We start from the raw sequence: 14,981 nt of genomic DNA, 5'->3' as shown, positions 1-14,981 counted from the left end.
TGGGGAAGGTGGGTTAGGGGGACAGTTTCAGCGGGAAATCTTGTTTGCGAAGGCGTCGCATAACTTAACATTCCCTTAATCTTGCCACGGATCTGTCGTAATTTCCAAATTGTGTAGCATTTCAGACCGAAGCGATGCGACGTTCAATCGCATTGTAGTATCGATCGCCGCCAAATCCTATATTAACCTTGATTAACGGCGGGCGAGGGAATCGGCGATTGAAAAAAACTGTTGGCTAATTCGCCAAGGGTGTTACCCCTCACATCACGAATGCAGCATTTTCTTTCGTTCTGGCTACTTAATAGCTATATGGTTAATTAAATATTTAGTCCAAAGCCACTATTTTTACGGGTGAGGGGTGAAACCACTTTTAAATTCGCCAGCAGTCGATTGAAATCGCTTAAGAGTCAAACTCTCGTCCCAACAGAGGGGAACGAAGAGATAGGCGATCGTGCAAGGGCAAATAAATTATAAAATTGCTTCACGGGCTTTTTGAAATATTAGAATTTAAGGGCGATCGAGCTTGACTTTTTCAGGGAATTGACCTACTATATCATCATGGGAATCTGTGCGGCCATGTAATGTCAATTTTGGGCGCGATCGAGTATTAAGTAATGTCGTATTGTGTAGGTGCGTCGCTATGAGATTGGCCTCTTACTTGGAGATTGTTTCGGGCGACGCACCCTACAGCTTCAACCCACGCACCATCAGGTTTTCGTTGGGGTAGACGTGGTTTCCACCGCCGATTCCAATTCTTGAAAAATTTTGTAACTACCGCAAACTACTTCGATACAAATATCCCCTTCCAGTCGAAAGTAGAAAAGGGACGAAGAACCTGTCTCAACCAAACCGGCTTGATTTTGAAAAGGATAGGACAAAGTAGATAAAATTTGACTCTTATCTTCTGTCAATTGTCTTAATTCTGCGTTACCCACCCAGAAGCAAGACTCTTCTGAGTCGGAGTGGACTGGTTGAGAGATTACCTGATGAACGAGTTGATAGAATTCGATGGAAGTGTCATAAATCCCGGTTCCGAATGTAAAGTCTAAGCGCAAGGTTAAAGGTTGGGGGATTAGAGTAATGCCTGCAAGGTCGGCACTTTTCAAGTCTTCTATGCAAAAATGTTTTAAAGGGCGATCGGCTGTAAGAGTCATAGAATTATATTTTCTCCGGTACTGTGGGTGCTTGAACCTGGGATAAATTGAATCTGATTGCCAAACTGGTCGTATCGGCGGCGGTAACTTTTACCGCGATCGTTTTTAATTTTAGGCCCGGTTCGGACAATTTCACCAGCGGGTCTAATATGAATTAAACTACCATCAGGATGCTCGAATGTTTCATATCCACCCTCTGTTTTAGTTTTGAATACAAAGCCGCTATCTGCTATAATCACTAGGGCTTCTGACTTGGTTTGGGCCGTTAAATTAGGCAACTGCTGAGATGCTACATTCATCGCTGCTGTGGGTCAAGTTTCTGCACCAACTGAGCGCGTTTTTGCTCCCACCAATCATCGGTAATCTCTATAGAATTGCCACTATCCAAACCAGCCAACAATAACGACTCAACCCGCGCGAGTCTTGCTTGTTCTTGGCGAATTAGGTGCAAGATGTATTCCGCTGCATTACTGTAGCCTCCGATTGCCACTTGTTCGTTAATAAAATTTTCAATTGAATCGGGAAGAGGAAGATTGATGGTCATATTTTTTATCCTTCCTGATGTGTGACCTTGGCCTATTTTAACTATTATAGGACTTATGCACGGGTGGTCAGAAACCGGGTTTTTTTGCCCAGAAGACGCGCTACAGACCGCAGAAACCGCAAAAAACCCGGTTATGAAGCTTTTGATGCGTCCAGGACTATATTTATCAACCAGGTTAAAACTGCCGAGTCTTAAAAGAATAGTCCTCGCGGGAGACTAAAGCACAACACCAGAAACCAGAGACTACGCGGAAACCAAAGCCACGCGAAAACCGATGTCCGAGTAACCATCGCCCGCCAAATTGCTAAGACGATACGCACTGCGACAATTCACCGCAGTGTCCTTCCAGGAACCGCCACACCGCACCCGGCGATCGCTTCGATCGTTGTCGAGATGACTGCACCATTCCCAAACATTTCCGTGCATATCATAAAGTCCAAAAGCATTGGGTGAAAAATTCCCGACATCAGTTGTTTGTTTGCGGTAAAGTCCCTTCGATGCCCCAGCGTAGGGATTATTGCCATTATAATTAACTAAATCCGGCGTAATGGTTTCACCAAAATAGAAAGGTGTTTTAGTTCCGGCGCGACAAGCATATTCCCATTCCGCTTGTGAAGGTAAGCGATAAGTCTTGCCTGTTTTTTTAGAAAGCCGCTTGCAGAATTCCACAGCGTCATTCCAGCTTACTTTTTCGACAGGAAGTTTCGCACCTTTGAACTCAGAAGGGTTATTTCCCATCACCGCTTGGTATTGTTCTTGAGTTATCTCATATTTACCCATAAAAAAAGCAGGGATATTCACGGTACGCTGCGGCCCTTCATAGCTACTTCGTCCGGCTTCCGTATCGGGGGAACCCATCACAAAACTGCCACCAGGAATTGCTACCATGTCTAGAGTAATACCATTCCCCATATTTTCTATAAAAGCCTGTGCTTTTCCTTGACGGCGGTTGGCAATTTGCCCCGTTGAGTTGACGGTCACTGTTTCAAAACTAAAGCTTTTTAAAGCATTGGAAGATGGCGTAGGTTTTGGAGTTTCTGGTGCGGGTTTGGGAGATGGTTTTGGAGATGGTTTTGGCGAGGGACTTTCTGCTACAGATTGTGGAGATGGTTTTGGCGATGAACTTTTGGCTGTAGTTTTTGGAGATGATTTTTGACCTGATGATTTAGGAGATGGGGCCGCCTTGTTGGATGAAGGTGGAAGATTTGGTGAAGATGAAGAAGATTTGTTGTTCAACAAACTTTGACCCAGCACAGCTAATGCAAAGCCTCCCCCAGCAAAACCCGCTAATTGCAAGAAACCTCGCCTTGTTGTGTTAGTTCGTAACGGCAAAGAGTGCTGTGGAATCACAGGAATTGTGGGAATTGGTGTCGGTGCGGGAGATTGTGTTGACTGACGTTGAAAATCTCTTAAAACTTCCTCTGCTGATTGATAGCGCTGCTGGATATCTTTTGCCAACAACTTAGATAAAATCAATTCCAATCCCTTGTCTATGGGAGTTTTCAAATGTTGCTGCCAATTTCCAGTCCAGCTATAACCGTGCTCCGTCCACAAACCATAAGGATGTACCCCCGTCAGTAGATGAAAAGCCGTCGCCCCCAAGCTAAACAAATCGCTGGCTGCATAAGCTTCACCCCCTTGCATTTGTTCAAGCGGTGCATAACCATGCGAACCAATTTGCGTTCCCTGTCGCGATATCACTGTTCCCGACAACTGTTTTGAAACTCCGAAATCAATCAGCACTAACACACCGTCGCTGCGACGGCACATAATATTCTCTGGCTTGATATCTCGGTGAACAATTTTTTGTTCGTGAACAAACTTGAGAACAGGTAGAAGTTCGAGTAATAGTTGCTTAACTTGGCTTTCTTGCCAAATTCCCTGATTTTGGAAAAGCGTCAACAAATTATCCCCATCCACAAACTGTTGTACGAGATACAAATATTTGTTGTCTTCAAAGTAGGCATCTAGGGATGGAATTTGCGGATGTTGTCCTAGCTGTTGCAGTTGTCTAGCTTCTAGCTGAAATAATTCTACCGCTTTGTTAATCGCCCACGTTCCCTGGACATCGGGTGCTAATTGTTTAACGACACAGCGTTGATTTAGTCTATCAATATCTTCTGCTAAATAGGTTCTGCCGAAGCCACCTTGACCGAGGAGTTTGATCATGCGGAAACGATTTCGCAGGATGGGTACGAGTTGAATACCGCAACTAATGCAATATGTTTGTCCGTCGGGGTTTTGAGGATTGGGGCAGTCGGGATTGATGCAGCAAATCATTTATTTTAGGAATGATATTGTTTATATTGTATAGTGTCTAAGAACCCGGATTTATGTAATATGTTTTTGCAAGAATCGTGAATTTTGTAAGAAGTTGGGGTTATTGGGCGTGTTTTAAACCCGGAGATACCCCCTAGCCAAGGGCGGGCACGGGGGCACCGCCCCTACGAAGGGCGGGCACGGGGGCACCGCCCCTTAAGAAGGGGGGGACAAGAGTATTCAAAGTCAACCCCTAGTCCCCTTTTTAAGGGGGATTTAGGGGGATCGAAACTTCACGTTGTCAGACAGATGCAATCCGACGCTCGATCGCATTATAGAATCGATCGCCCATCTCACCCATCGCAACCTCAATTAACACTTGATTGTCAGCACTCACAACCCGCAAAGGTGATTCAGCACAGCAAACTAAACCAATTTTCTGCCACATTTTGGTCAAATGTTCTTGCAGGTAAGACTCCCAAATTTCTTGATTTTTCGGTGCGACTGAAACTACAATGCAGTTGCCCATTTCACCAAACAAAATTTCATCCCAGCGGTTGACATTTGCTGAATTAGAACTGAGATGAATTTCAGCACCCATTTTAGCAGAAATACAAGATTCCGCGAGGGCGATCGCAATTCCACCTTCCGCACAATCATGGGCCGAACCTACCCAACCTTGCCGAATTCCATCGCGACAAACCGATTGCACTTTTCTTTCCAACTCAAAATCTATCCTTGGCGGTTTCCCAGCGACAATCCCGTGAATTGCCACTAAATATTCCGAACCTCCCAAAGTAGGAGAAGTTTCGATTTTTGAGCTTTCAGATAGCGAAGATTCACCCAAATCCATCCCTGTATCCGTGTCATCATCCGTGTCGTGCGCTTGGGAATTTTCAGATAGCGAAGATTCGCCCAAATCCATCCGTGTATCCGTGTCATCATCCGTGTCGTGCCGCCCCATTCCCAGCACATAAATTAAATCACCTTTCTTTAGCCAAGCTTGGCCAGAAATCTTGGTCAAATCGGGAATTAACCCCACCATTCCGATTACCGGAGTCGGATAAATTGGTTGAGGATTCCCCTCAGCATCAACAGTTTCATTGTAAAGAGAAACATTGCCGCCAGTAACAGGCGTTCCCAACTCGCGACAAGCATCAGCAATCCCGCGACAAGCTGACGCTAACTGCCAATATCCGATCGGCTTTTCAGGACTGCCAAAATTCAAATTATCAGTAACTGCGAGAGGTTCAGCGCCCACACAGCTTAAATTTCTCGCTGCTTCCGCTACGACTGCTTTTGCACCTTCATAAGGATCGAGATAAACATAACGAGAATTGCAATCAACCGTTGCAGCAACTCCGGGAATAACCCCCCCCGGCCCCCCCTTGCTAAGGGGGGGAGAAAGGTCGGGAGTTTCTTTATTCTGTGCCTTTTTAAATAAGGGGATAGCATCTGCTTCCTCTTCTAGCCCCCCCTTAGCAAGGGGGGGTTGGGGGGGTTCTTCTAGCCCGTTAGCAAGGGAAGATTGGCAAGGTTCTAGCGGACGCAATCTGACAACCGCAGCATCAGCGCCTCCCGGTAAAACAACAGTATTGTTTTGCACTTGATGGTCGTATTGGCGATAAACCCAGCGTTTAGAAGCGATGGTGGGAGTATCTAAAAGCGTCAGCAAAATCTGATTCCAAGTTTGGAAATGGCCGTTAATTTCGATACCTTTAACTGTGGATTGTGGCAGCGAATCCGCCGTCCATTCCCATGCTTTTTTAGCATATTCTGGCGGTTCTGTCAACAGTTCTCGGTGATAAATTGGCGTGTTATCTGCCAAAGCAGTTGCGGTAATTTCGGCAGCGATTTCGCCTTTAAATAGAATTCGGACGATCGGCTCTTCGATGACTGTCCCTGCTACTACCGCGTGCAATCCCCATCTGTGGAAAATATCGATTAATTCCTGTTCGCGTCCTTTTTGGGCAACAAACAACATCCGTTCTTGGGATTCTGAAAGCAGGTATTCGTAGGGAATCATGCCGCTTTCTCGAACGGGAACTTTGTCTAAATCGAATTCAATGCCGACGCCGCCTTTGGCTGCCATTTCTGATGTGGAACAGGTGATTCCGGCCGCACCCATGTCTTGGGCGGCGACGACTGCACCGGTTTTGAATGCTTCTAAACAAGCTTCAATTAAGGATTTTTCTAAAAATGGATCTCCTACTTGGACTGCGGGGCGATCGTCCATTGATTTGTCGGTCAATTCTGCACTGGCAAAACTTGCTCCTCCCATGCCATCTCGCCCCGTAGTTGAACCGACGTAAAGCACTGGATTTCCGATTCCCGATGCCCCGGATTTGACGATTTCTTGAGTTTCCATTAAACCCAAGGCCATGACGTTAACTAGCGGGTTGCCGGAATAAGCAGGATCGAAGTAAACTTCGCCGCCAACTGTGGGCACGCCGATGCAATTTCCATAATGGGAAATTCCCGATACTACGCCTTTGAATAACCTCTGAGTTTTAGCATCGTCTAAATTGCCGAAACGCAGGGAATTTAAAAGTGCGATGGGACGAGCACCCATTGTGAAGATATCGCGGAGAATCCCCCCTACACCGGTTGCTGCACCTTGGAAAGGTTCGACTGCTGACGGGTGGTTGTGGGATTCAATTTTGAAGGCGAGTTGCAAGCCGTCTCCCAAGTCTACGACGCCGGCATTTTCTCCAGGCCCGACGAGAATTCGATCGCCCTCTGTGGGAAACTGTTTTAATAGTGGCCGCGAATTTTTGTAACAGCAGTGTTCGCTCCACATGACGCCGAACATTCCCAATTCAGCTTTATTAGGGTGGCGGCCAAGACGCTGAACGATTTCTTGATATTCTTCAGGTGTGAGTCTTTCACCGGCAATTTGTTCCGGGGAAAATGGGGATTCGGAGATGGGAGACATGGAAACTCGTTATAAACCACAGGCTTTATTTTAAATGCCCTTTGGTTGGTTAATCTAAAATCTATAATCTAAAATCTATAATCCCAGCCCTTTGGGTTGTGAATCTAAAATCTAAAATCTAAAATCTAAAATCGAATGACTTTACCTCGAAATCTCAATTTTGCTAACCAAAACTTGCGGAACCGTTCTTTTAAAGGGCTTGACTTGTCAGGGGCGAATTTCAGCGGTTCCGACATTCGAGGCTGCAATTTCACCGGGGCGATTTTGAGGGGGGCAAATTTTCAGGGTGTCAGAACCGGACAAAGCCGCAGGCGGGTGAGAAATTTGATTGCTAGGGCTGGGGTGACTGCGGTGACAGTGACGGCGGCTGGGGCTTTGACGGGACTGATAGCCGGGGCGGATGCGGGGGCTGCGGCGGTGGCTGGAACCGCTGCTACGGCGATTGCTGCGACTCGGTGCGAGGCTGGAATTGTGGCTGGGGCTGTGGCTGGGGCTGCTGCTGCGATCGGCGCTAGCGGTATTGTGACATTTTTGGGCGGAGATACTCTCAGGGGAATTGTCTTATTTTTGGTTTCTGGGGTAATTCTTGGGTTAACGGCGATCGGATTTTTTATCGCTGTTGAACAGATAGAAAAATTGTCGGTAACGTCGTTTAGAAAAGCTGATTTAACTGATGCTGTATTCGATCCGGGGGCGGTTCTAGATGCAGATTTTTCCGACGCGCGAGGAGTGCGGTGGTAGACTGCACAATTACTGATTTTTTACCCATTCCCGGAATTCTCGCACTGCTGTGGTTGCGCCTGTAGTTTGACACCGATCGATAAATTCGTCAACTTTTGCAGTGGGTAGCATCGGAAAAGCCCGCGAAAAATTGCACTCGGCATATTCGCCATTTTGCAATTGATAAAACTTGATGCTTCGTCCGTCGTACCGCCAAATTTCTGGTACGCCTAAATCTGCATATAAATCGAATTGATTTAAGGAACTGCTGGTAATATCAATTTCCAGTGCTAAATCTGGCGGCGGATCTTGAGCAAAGTCTAATTCTGTTCTCCCTCTGACCAGTGCTTCATTCTGGATATAATAACAGGAATCTGGTTCTTTCCCCGCTGCTTTTGGGCGTTTTTTAATAGTCATCGAACCAAAGGGGTTGTACTCTAGATTAAGTTCTTCTATCAGAGTTACAATTAAGCGATCGATCAGCCTGTTGCGATTTTCATGTTCCGGTAGTGGCACCATAATTTCTAATTGACCTTGATGATAAGCAATTCTGGTGGAACGTTGGTTGCCCAGTTCCCCTAGCAGGCTTTCATATAACTGCCAACTGATATTGGGCAGTAAAACTCGCTGTTCGGGGGGCGTTGATATTGTTAGCATTTTACTTGGGTTTTAAAGCTTGAGTATATTTTAGTTGATCTTTTTGTTTTGCGAACTGAACAAAAAGTATCTGCCGACAGCTACGGTCATGCGCTACTCTAGTTAATAATAGACTGTGGTCATTAGTCCTTGTTGTATGAAGTTGCGATCGTTCTTTTCTTTCCTCATTGCTGGCGTCTTGGCACTCTTAGGCTTGAGTGCCGGTGGTTTTTACTGGCTGACAACTCAAACTCCCCTGAATTTGCTCGCCGGCGGGCCGACAACTACTCCTGCTGCGGCTGTGTTTGTCTCGAAACAAACACCTTTGTTAGCTTCAATGCTGGTAAATCCCGATCGCCTCGAAGCATTGCGACAAGTTTTTGCCACTCCCGAAGAAAGAAGTCGATCGCACGCAGAATTTGAGCAAATCAAAAAAAGTCTCCTCGGCAATACAGGCCTCGATTACAGTCGAGATATCCAACCTTGGATAGGTGACGAAATTACCCTCGCCGTCACAAACCCAGATTTCGATGGCGACGGCAGTAACGGCCAACAAGCCGGGTTTTTGCTGGCCGTTTCCTCCCAAAATGTCGATCGCAGCCAACAATTTCTCGACTCCTACTGGCGCAAACAATCTCGTGGCGATAAAACAGTGCAGTCGGAAATATATAAAGGCGTGAAAATTAATTATAAACAAGCACCAATATCCCAGAAAAAATCTGCTTCGCTTTCGCCTTTTAACCCGTTTTCTCTGCCGACTTCCAAGTTGCCATCCAGCTTCGCAACAGCAGCCATCGGCGGTAATTTTAATTCTGGGAATAATCAAAATTTTGTTTTATTTTCCAATAACCCGATTGTGATTAGAGATGCAATTAATAACGTTGAATCAGCCAACTTAAGTCTCAACAATACCCCGGAATATCAAAAAGCTTTGCAGCAGCTAACTCAAGGCAGAATCGCTTTAGCATTTGTCAATCTCCCGCAATCAGCAACCGAGCAAAATCCCCAAGTTTCTCTTAATTCCCTCGCAGTTGCTGTCGGAGTCAACCGACGGGGATTGCTGGCTCAAACTGCTTTAGTGACATCGCGAGAAAACACAGCTTCTCCAACACTCTCCGAACCAGTGCAAGCCTTGCAATACATTCCCTCAGCGAGTCCTTTCGCGGTCGCCAGCACCGATTTAAGGAATTTTTGGGCTGATTTGTCATCGGCGGTGTCCACTAACACTGAAGTCTCAAATTTAGTCGATCGCACCCTGGGAGATATTCAGCAAGTTTGGGGCGTCAACCTGCCGCAGGATATATTTAACTGGGTACAAGGAGAATACGCTTTAGCAGTGGTTCCGAATTCGTCAAATAGTGCCGACTGGATTTTCGCAGCCGAAAAATCTGCTGATTCCCAAAAGGATCTCGACAAACTCGATGAAATTGCCCGCAGCAAAGAATACAGCATCGGCAGCTTCACTCTCAGAAACCAGAAAATTACCGCTTGGACGCAGTTGACAACGAGTCCCAATTATGGTAAAGAAAATAATAGAAAAAGTGCGATCGAAACCGAGGCAAAAGGAGTCCGAGCCACTGTTGGCAAATACGAAATTTTCACCACTTCAGTAGAAGCAATGGACGCAGCACTAGAAGCAGCAGAAACAGGCTCTTTAGTTGCCAATCAAGATTTTCAAACCAGCATTGAACCGCTACCGCCATCTAACGACGGCTATTTTTATTTAGACTGGCCCTCCAGCAGGGCAATTTGGGAAAAACAAATCCCGCTGTTGAGGTTAATTGAACTTTCGGCAAGACCATTGTTCGATCACTTGCGATCGCTCACTGTCACCAGTACGGGAGAAATAACAGGAATTCGCAAAGCTACAATCTTTATGCGGCTCAATTAGTCAGTAGTCATTAGTCATTAGTCAGTAGTCAGTAGTCAGTAGTCAGTAGTCAGAAGGAAGAAGGAAGAAGGAAGAAGGAAGAAGGAAGAAGGAAAAACAAGAAACTATGCCCTGTTTGGCCAATGCCCTGTTTGCCCAATGCCCTGTTTGGCCAATGCCCAATGCCCTGTTTGGCCAATGCCCTGTTTGGCCAATGCCCAATTCCCAATAACTAAGGACTAAGGACTAAGGACTAAGGACTAATAACTACTGGCTGCTTCACATTTTTCTGTGGCCCAAAATAAGCTTGAAATACCTCTTTGGCGATCGGGGCCGCGGCAACAGAACCATAACCGCCATTTTCCACAACCACGGCGATCGCAATTTCCGGCTTGTCAGCGGGCCCGAAGGCCACATACAAAGAGTGATCCTCCTGTCCGATGACCTCCGAAGTCCCTGTTTTGCCCGCTGTCAGCGGAATCGAACCGTCATTCAATCCCTGTCCCGTACCCTGGGCAACCACCGCGATCAGTCCTTCCTTAACCACCTGAACTGTTGAAGGTTTCATCCCCGTATGTACCCGTTGAGTCTCCGCTGTGCCGGTCATGGAAGTCAAAAGATGAGGCTTCACGCGATAGCCCCCATTAGCGATCGAACCCACCATCACCGCCCCCTCCAAAGGAGTCATCAACACCAACCCCTGCCCGATCGACATCGTTACCGTATCACCCGCATACCAAGGTTCTTTATATATTTTCTCCTTCTCGGCCGGCGTCGGGGCTTGACCGTGATCGCCGCCGCCTAGCCCCAAAAGATTCAAATCCGTCTCCTTGCCAATTCCCAGGCGGTGTCCCCACTTAGAAATTTGCTCCGGCCCGGTACTAATCCCCATTTGATAAAAAAACGTATTGCTGCTGAAAGCCAAGGCCTCCCGAAAGCCGATGTCGCCGAAACCGCCGCTGTGTTCGTTAAAATCAATTCCCCCCACAGTAATGTAAGACGAAGTACCCAGAATTGAGTCCGGCGAAAATTTGCCCGACTCCAGGCCCGCGACGGAAGTCACAATTTTAAAGGTACTGCCGGGGGGATAGCCTTGCGTGGCCCGATTCAAAAATGGATTTTCCGGGTCTTGAAGAGTTTCCCACTCATCCTTAGTGATTTTTCGCGTAAACAGATTGGGGTCAAAAGTCGGGTGGCTGGCCATAACTAATACCGCCCCGGTTTTGACATCCAGCGCCACTACTGCTCCCCGGCGGTTCCCCAGGGCTTTTTCGGCTGCTTTTTGCATGGACAAGTCTATGGTTAGCTGCACCGCCTCACCGGGTTTGGGCGGTGTCTCTCCCATCAGCCGCAATTCTTGATTTTGGGCATTTACCTCGATCAGCCGATCGCCCCAAACTCCGGCAATCTTCTGGTTAGAGCTCGCTTCTATGCCCATCTGACCTACAATCATCCCCATCGGATATTCAGGATGAGCTTCCAAGTCTGCTGCGGTAGCTTCGCCAATATATCCAATAACGTGAGCCGCCAAACTGCCTTCGGGATAGTAGCGGTTCGCTTCTGGCCTCACTTCCACTCCCCGCATTTGTCCCACCTCTTCTGCTAGTGGCACAAACACCTCTGGCGGCATTGCTTGCTTGAGCCGCACCGGTCTATAGGATTGAGGATCGACCTCTTTTATTTTTTTTAAAATTTCTTCGACCGGGATTTTAACCAGCGGACTCAACTTTTCTGCTGTCGCTTTCCACTGTTCCGGCGTTTGTTCTTTCGGCCACAAATATACCGATCGAGCTAAATTGTTTGCCGCTAGCAACTTGCCTTTGCGATCGATAATTTGTCCGCGATTCGCCGGCATGGGCACTAGGCGAACGCGATTGTTTTCGGCTCGTTCCCGGTGTTGCTTGCCTTGTATCAGTTGCAATTCCACCAGCCGACTAGCGTGCAGGCCCAGCAAACCTGTTGCCACCAGCATTAACACGATCGCCCGGTGTATCGGGCGATCGTGTTTCTTAGGAGTTTCCCCCAGGGTTTTGTCAGAAGAGTGAAATGCTGATATCGAATAAACTTGTCGTTGCATCATTCTATAGGTAGATGTCAAATCCTAGATTTTAGGTTTCTGATTGTCAATTGTGAAGTATACATCATCAAACCGGGCCCAATCTGGCCTTGACCTTTGGGGGAAGCGGAATGATTGATAATTTTTTGACTAACAACTAATAACTCATCACTCATGACTGTTGACTGCTGACTGTTGACTAATCCCCCAAGCACCAAGAAATAGCCAGAAAAATCAAGGCCAGGCTCAGCCAATTAGGGATGTGGAGCCAGCCCGATAGACCTATAGGTAACAATACCAAGGCCTGTGTCAATAGGGAACCGATCGCCAACAGCAAGACTAGAAGTATCAAATTTATCATCTTGACACCGTACAATTTCGGATATGAGTCGATCGCCTGTGGCAGAAATCCGACTGGCACAAGCGAGCGCGATCGTACAGGGATTGTCCTGATAGACATAAGGAAGAGAAGCCAGGAGGTTTTGAACTAATTTAAAAAATATTCTTCCTCCATAGTTTTTATTCTAGGGGCTGCGATGGGTAAATTCTGAGTTGTGATTTTAAGTTCTGACCGAGGAGTATTGCCATGTGGTTTAATCAGGGAGCCAATTTCAAAAACGGTGCGCTCTTGGGTGCGATCGCGGCGATCGCCGCCCTACCAGTTTTAGCAGAAACAGCCAATTTCGGCACTTTAACTTTATCGCGAGGTTTTGCAGCCCCAACAGCAGTTTTGAGAGGTTCCACAGGCGGATCGTACTCTCTATCTGTCATAGCCAACGCCGATCGCCACAAAAACAAATGTTTGGGTTTTGCCACCCCAACTCCCGACCACATCATAGTCTTGCAGCAAAAATTTTCAAAACTCACACTCCAAATCAACAGCGGAGGCAAGGACACAACCTTACTCGTACAAGGCCCCGGTAATGCGGTGCGCTGCGGAGACGATATAGGTCAGAATAAAGATGCTGGCATAGTTGATTCAAACTGGCAAGCAGGCTCTTACAGGATTTGGGTAGGTACTCTCGAACCCGGAGTCCAGTCTAACTATACAATCTCAGTACAGGAATAGAACGCAGCGGCGCTGTTGGATGGTGACAATAAAATGTAGTCAAATTCTACCCCCCTCTCCCCCCTCCCGATCGACCGCTCACTTCCGCCATCCAGTAAAATGTAAAATCGAAAGTGGCGTGTTTAACCAAAATAGGTAACTCCGAAAGTGCTAAAGACTCTTAGAGCTGACTTCAGTATAATTTTCGATCGCGACCCTGCCGCTCGCAACTGGCTGGAAGTTTTGTTTTGCTACCCCGGTCTTCAGGCCCTAGTGCTGCACCGCCTCGCACACTGGCTTTATGTGTTGGGGCTTCCCTTCATCCCCCGCTTGATTTCCCACATTGCTCGCTTTTTGACCGGAATTGAAATCCACCCAGGGGCAACCATCGGCAAAAGCGTATTCATCGACCACGGTATGGGGGTTGTGATCGGCGAAACAGCGATTATCGGGGATTTTGCCCTAATTTACCAAGGTGTCACCCTTGGCGGAACTGGCAAACAAAGCGGCAAGCGTCACCCTACCGTCGGCGAAAATGTAGTTGTCGGTGCCGGCGCCAAGGTACTCGGCAATCTGCAAATTGGCAATAACGTTCGCATCGGCGCCGGTTCCGTCGTGCTCCGCGACGTACCATCTGACTGCACCGTAGTAGGGATTCCCGGCCGCATCGTCTATCGATCGGGAGTGCGCGTCAATCCCCTAGAACACGGCAGTTTGCCGGATTCGGAAGCTGTGGTAATTCGCTCTTTGCTCGATCGTATCGAGTCCCTGGAACAGCAAGTAAAAAGTTTGCTTCCTCAACCATCTGTCTCCTTAACTTCTGATCCCAATTCCCACAATTTCTACTCAGTATCAGAAGCTTTAAACCAAGCCAGCAATGTAGCCTTAGCCGAAAAAACACAGCTAGTTACAACCCCTAGCTGCAAGTTAAAAGATAAAGCAATTCAAGAATTTTTAGACGGCAGCGGCATCTAAAAATAGTTTTGAGTGTTGAGTTTTTCATTGGGAATTTTTCAACTTAAAACTTTCCTACTGACAACAGTCAACAGTCAACAGTTAACAGTCAACTGACTTCAAGGATTAACCGATCGCACAGACCAATTTCCCTCCCCGTCGCGGCGATAAAGCGACCGGTTTTGCGGTTCCCCCCGCAACTCCAACAAATCCACCGTTTCCGGTTCCAACAACAGCAAGCAAAAATTAGGCAGCGGCTCGATCGCATTTGGGGAAGCAGAATCAAAAGCACTAGCCTCGGCTTTGTCATCCCCCGGATGCGGCCAAGCAAACTGTGATCTAGCCGCCTCAGAAAGCTCCTGCCAAGTTGTGCACCGCGATGAGCACAACTTGGCCTCTGGATAATCGGCCCCTACCAAAACTAGCTTTCCAGCAATCCGAAATTGTTCGCGAGTTTTCGGGAAATACCAGCAAATTTCCCCCCAAGGATAGAGATTAATCTCCTCTGCTTTTTGGCTGCGAATATCTGTAATAAACTTTAACTGATTAGTATCTGCTAAAAAGCCTCGAAACACCACAGTGCGGTTGGCCGGACGCCCGGTAGCCCGAACAGTTGCTAGTTGCAAGTAGCGGGCAAAAGCAAGACTCCGGTTGCGGTGGAGCGCGCGAGCTAAGGGCGATCGCCAAAGTGCTAAAGACATAATTAATAACCTATCATATTGGTAATGGGATTAGTCATTAGTCCTTAGTCAGTAGTCATTAGTCCTTAGTCAGTAGTTATGGGGAATAGGGAATTGGGCATAGT

13 protein-coding genes are annotated in these 14,981 nt (G+C 47.2%); 4 read left to right on the top strand and 9 right to left on the bottom strand.

What is annotated here, in order from left to right:
- Positions 1-707: 707 nt before the first annotated feature.
- The 5 genes from QUB16_RS08860 to purL form a co-directional block, all read right to left on the bottom strand.
- Positions 708-1,154: a hypothetical protein gene (locus QUB16_RS08860; RefSeq protein WP_333315588.1), complete on the bottom strand. Its 447-nt coding sequence runs from the start codon at positions 1,152-1,154 to the stop codon at positions 708-710.
- Positions 1,151-1,453, bottom strand: coding sequence for a hypothetical protein (locus QUB16_RS08855; RefSeq protein ID WP_333315586.1), 303 nt, complete (start codon positions 1,451-1,453; stop codon positions 1,151-1,153). The genes QUB16_RS08860 and QUB16_RS08855 overlap by 4 nt, the downstream gene beginning before the upstream one ends.
- Complete coding sequence (locus QUB16_RS08850; RefSeq protein ID WP_333315584.1) at positions 1,450-1,698, bottom strand: type II toxin-antitoxin system ParD family antitoxin; 249 nt, start codon at positions 1,696-1,698, stop codon at positions 1,450-1,452. The genes QUB16_RS08855 and QUB16_RS08850 overlap by 4 nt, the downstream gene beginning before the upstream one ends.
- A gap of 243 nt (positions 1,699-1,941) precedes the next feature.
- A complete protein-coding gene (locus tag QUB16_RS08845) occupies positions 1,942-3,978 on the bottom strand; it encodes a bifunctional serine/threonine-protein kinase/formylglycine-generating enzyme family protein (protein WP_333315582.1) in 2,037 nt (678 codons plus the stop codon).
- Between the two features lie 280 nt (positions 3,979-4,258).
- The gene (gene purL, locus QUB16_RS08840) at positions 4,259-6,892 is read right to left on the bottom strand and encodes a phosphoribosylformylglycinamidine synthase subunit PurL (RefSeq protein WP_333315581.1); all 2,634 of its coding nucleotides are present in this window, start codon (positions 6,890-6,892) and stop codon (positions 4,259-4,261) included.
- A gap of 135 nt (positions 6,893-7,027) precedes the next feature.
- On the opposite strand from purL, the gene QUB16_RS08835 reads away from it, so the two are divergent.
- Positions 7,028-7,633: a pentapeptide repeat-containing protein gene (locus QUB16_RS08835; protein ID WP_333315579.1), complete on the top strand. Its 606-nt coding sequence runs from the start codon at positions 7,028-7,030 to the stop codon at positions 7,631-7,633.
- A gap of 9 nt (positions 7,634-7,642) precedes the next feature.
- Here the strand turns inward: QUB16_RS08835 and QUB16_RS08830 are convergent, their stop codons facing one another.
- Complete coding sequence (locus tag QUB16_RS08830; RefSeq protein ID WP_333315578.1) at positions 7,643-8,269, bottom strand: Uma2 family endonuclease; 627 nt, start codon at positions 8,267-8,269, stop codon at positions 7,643-7,645.
- A 115-nt stretch (positions 8,270-8,384) separates the two neighbouring features.
- Between QUB16_RS08830 and QUB16_RS08825 the strand changes: the two genes are divergently transcribed.
- Positions 8,385-10,139 (top strand): DUF3352 domain-containing protein, encoded by a 1,755-nt coding sequence (locus tag QUB16_RS08825; protein ID WP_333315577.1) that lies wholly within the window; start codon positions 8,385-8,387, stop codon positions 10,137-10,139.
- Between the two features lie 232 nt (positions 10,140-10,371).
- Here the strand turns inward: QUB16_RS08825 and mrdA are convergent, their stop codons facing one another.
- Both mrdA and QUB16_RS08815 read right to left on the bottom strand, forming a co-directional pair.
- Positions 10,372-12,198, bottom strand: coding sequence for a penicillin-binding protein 2 (gene mrdA / locus QUB16_RS08820; protein WP_333315575.1), 1,827 nt, complete (start codon positions 12,196-12,198; stop codon positions 10,372-10,374).
- Positions 12,199-12,373: 175 nt separating this feature from the next.
- Positions 12,374-12,634: a hypothetical protein gene (locus tag QUB16_RS08815; protein ID WP_333315574.1), complete on the bottom strand. Its 261-nt coding sequence runs from the start codon at positions 12,632-12,634 to the stop codon at positions 12,374-12,376.
- 126 nt (positions 12,635-12,760) lie between these two features.
- Here QUB16_RS08815 and QUB16_RS08810 point away from each other — a divergent pair, with 126 nt between their 5' ends.
- Both QUB16_RS08810 and cysE read left to right on the top strand, forming a co-directional pair.
- A complete protein-coding gene (locus tag QUB16_RS08810; RefSeq protein ID WP_333315572.1) occupies positions 12,761-13,243 on the top strand; it encodes a hypothetical protein in 483 nt (160 codons plus the stop codon).
- A 147-nt stretch (positions 13,244-13,390) separates the two neighbouring features.
- Positions 13,391-14,197: a serine O-acetyltransferase gene (cysE, locus tag QUB16_RS08805; protein WP_333315570.1), complete on the top strand. Its 807-nt coding sequence runs from the start codon at positions 13,391-13,393 to the stop codon at positions 14,195-14,197.
- Between the two features lie 98 nt (positions 14,198-14,295).
- Here cysE and QUB16_RS08800 read toward each other — a convergent pair whose 3' ends face one another.
- Complete coding sequence (locus tag QUB16_RS08800; protein WP_333315568.1) at positions 14,296-14,877, bottom strand: Npun_F5749 family FMN-dependent PPOX-type flavoprotein; 582 nt, start codon at positions 14,875-14,877, stop codon at positions 14,296-14,298.
- Positions 14,878-14,981: the final 104 nt, after the last annotated feature.

The sequence above is a fragment of the Microcoleus sp. D3_18a_C4 genome, assembly GCF_036702415.1.
Lineage (GTDB): Bacteria > Cyanobacteriota > Cyanobacteriia > Cyanobacteriales > Microcoleaceae > Microcoleus.
This window is presented reverse-complemented; position numbering and strand designations above follow the sequence as displayed.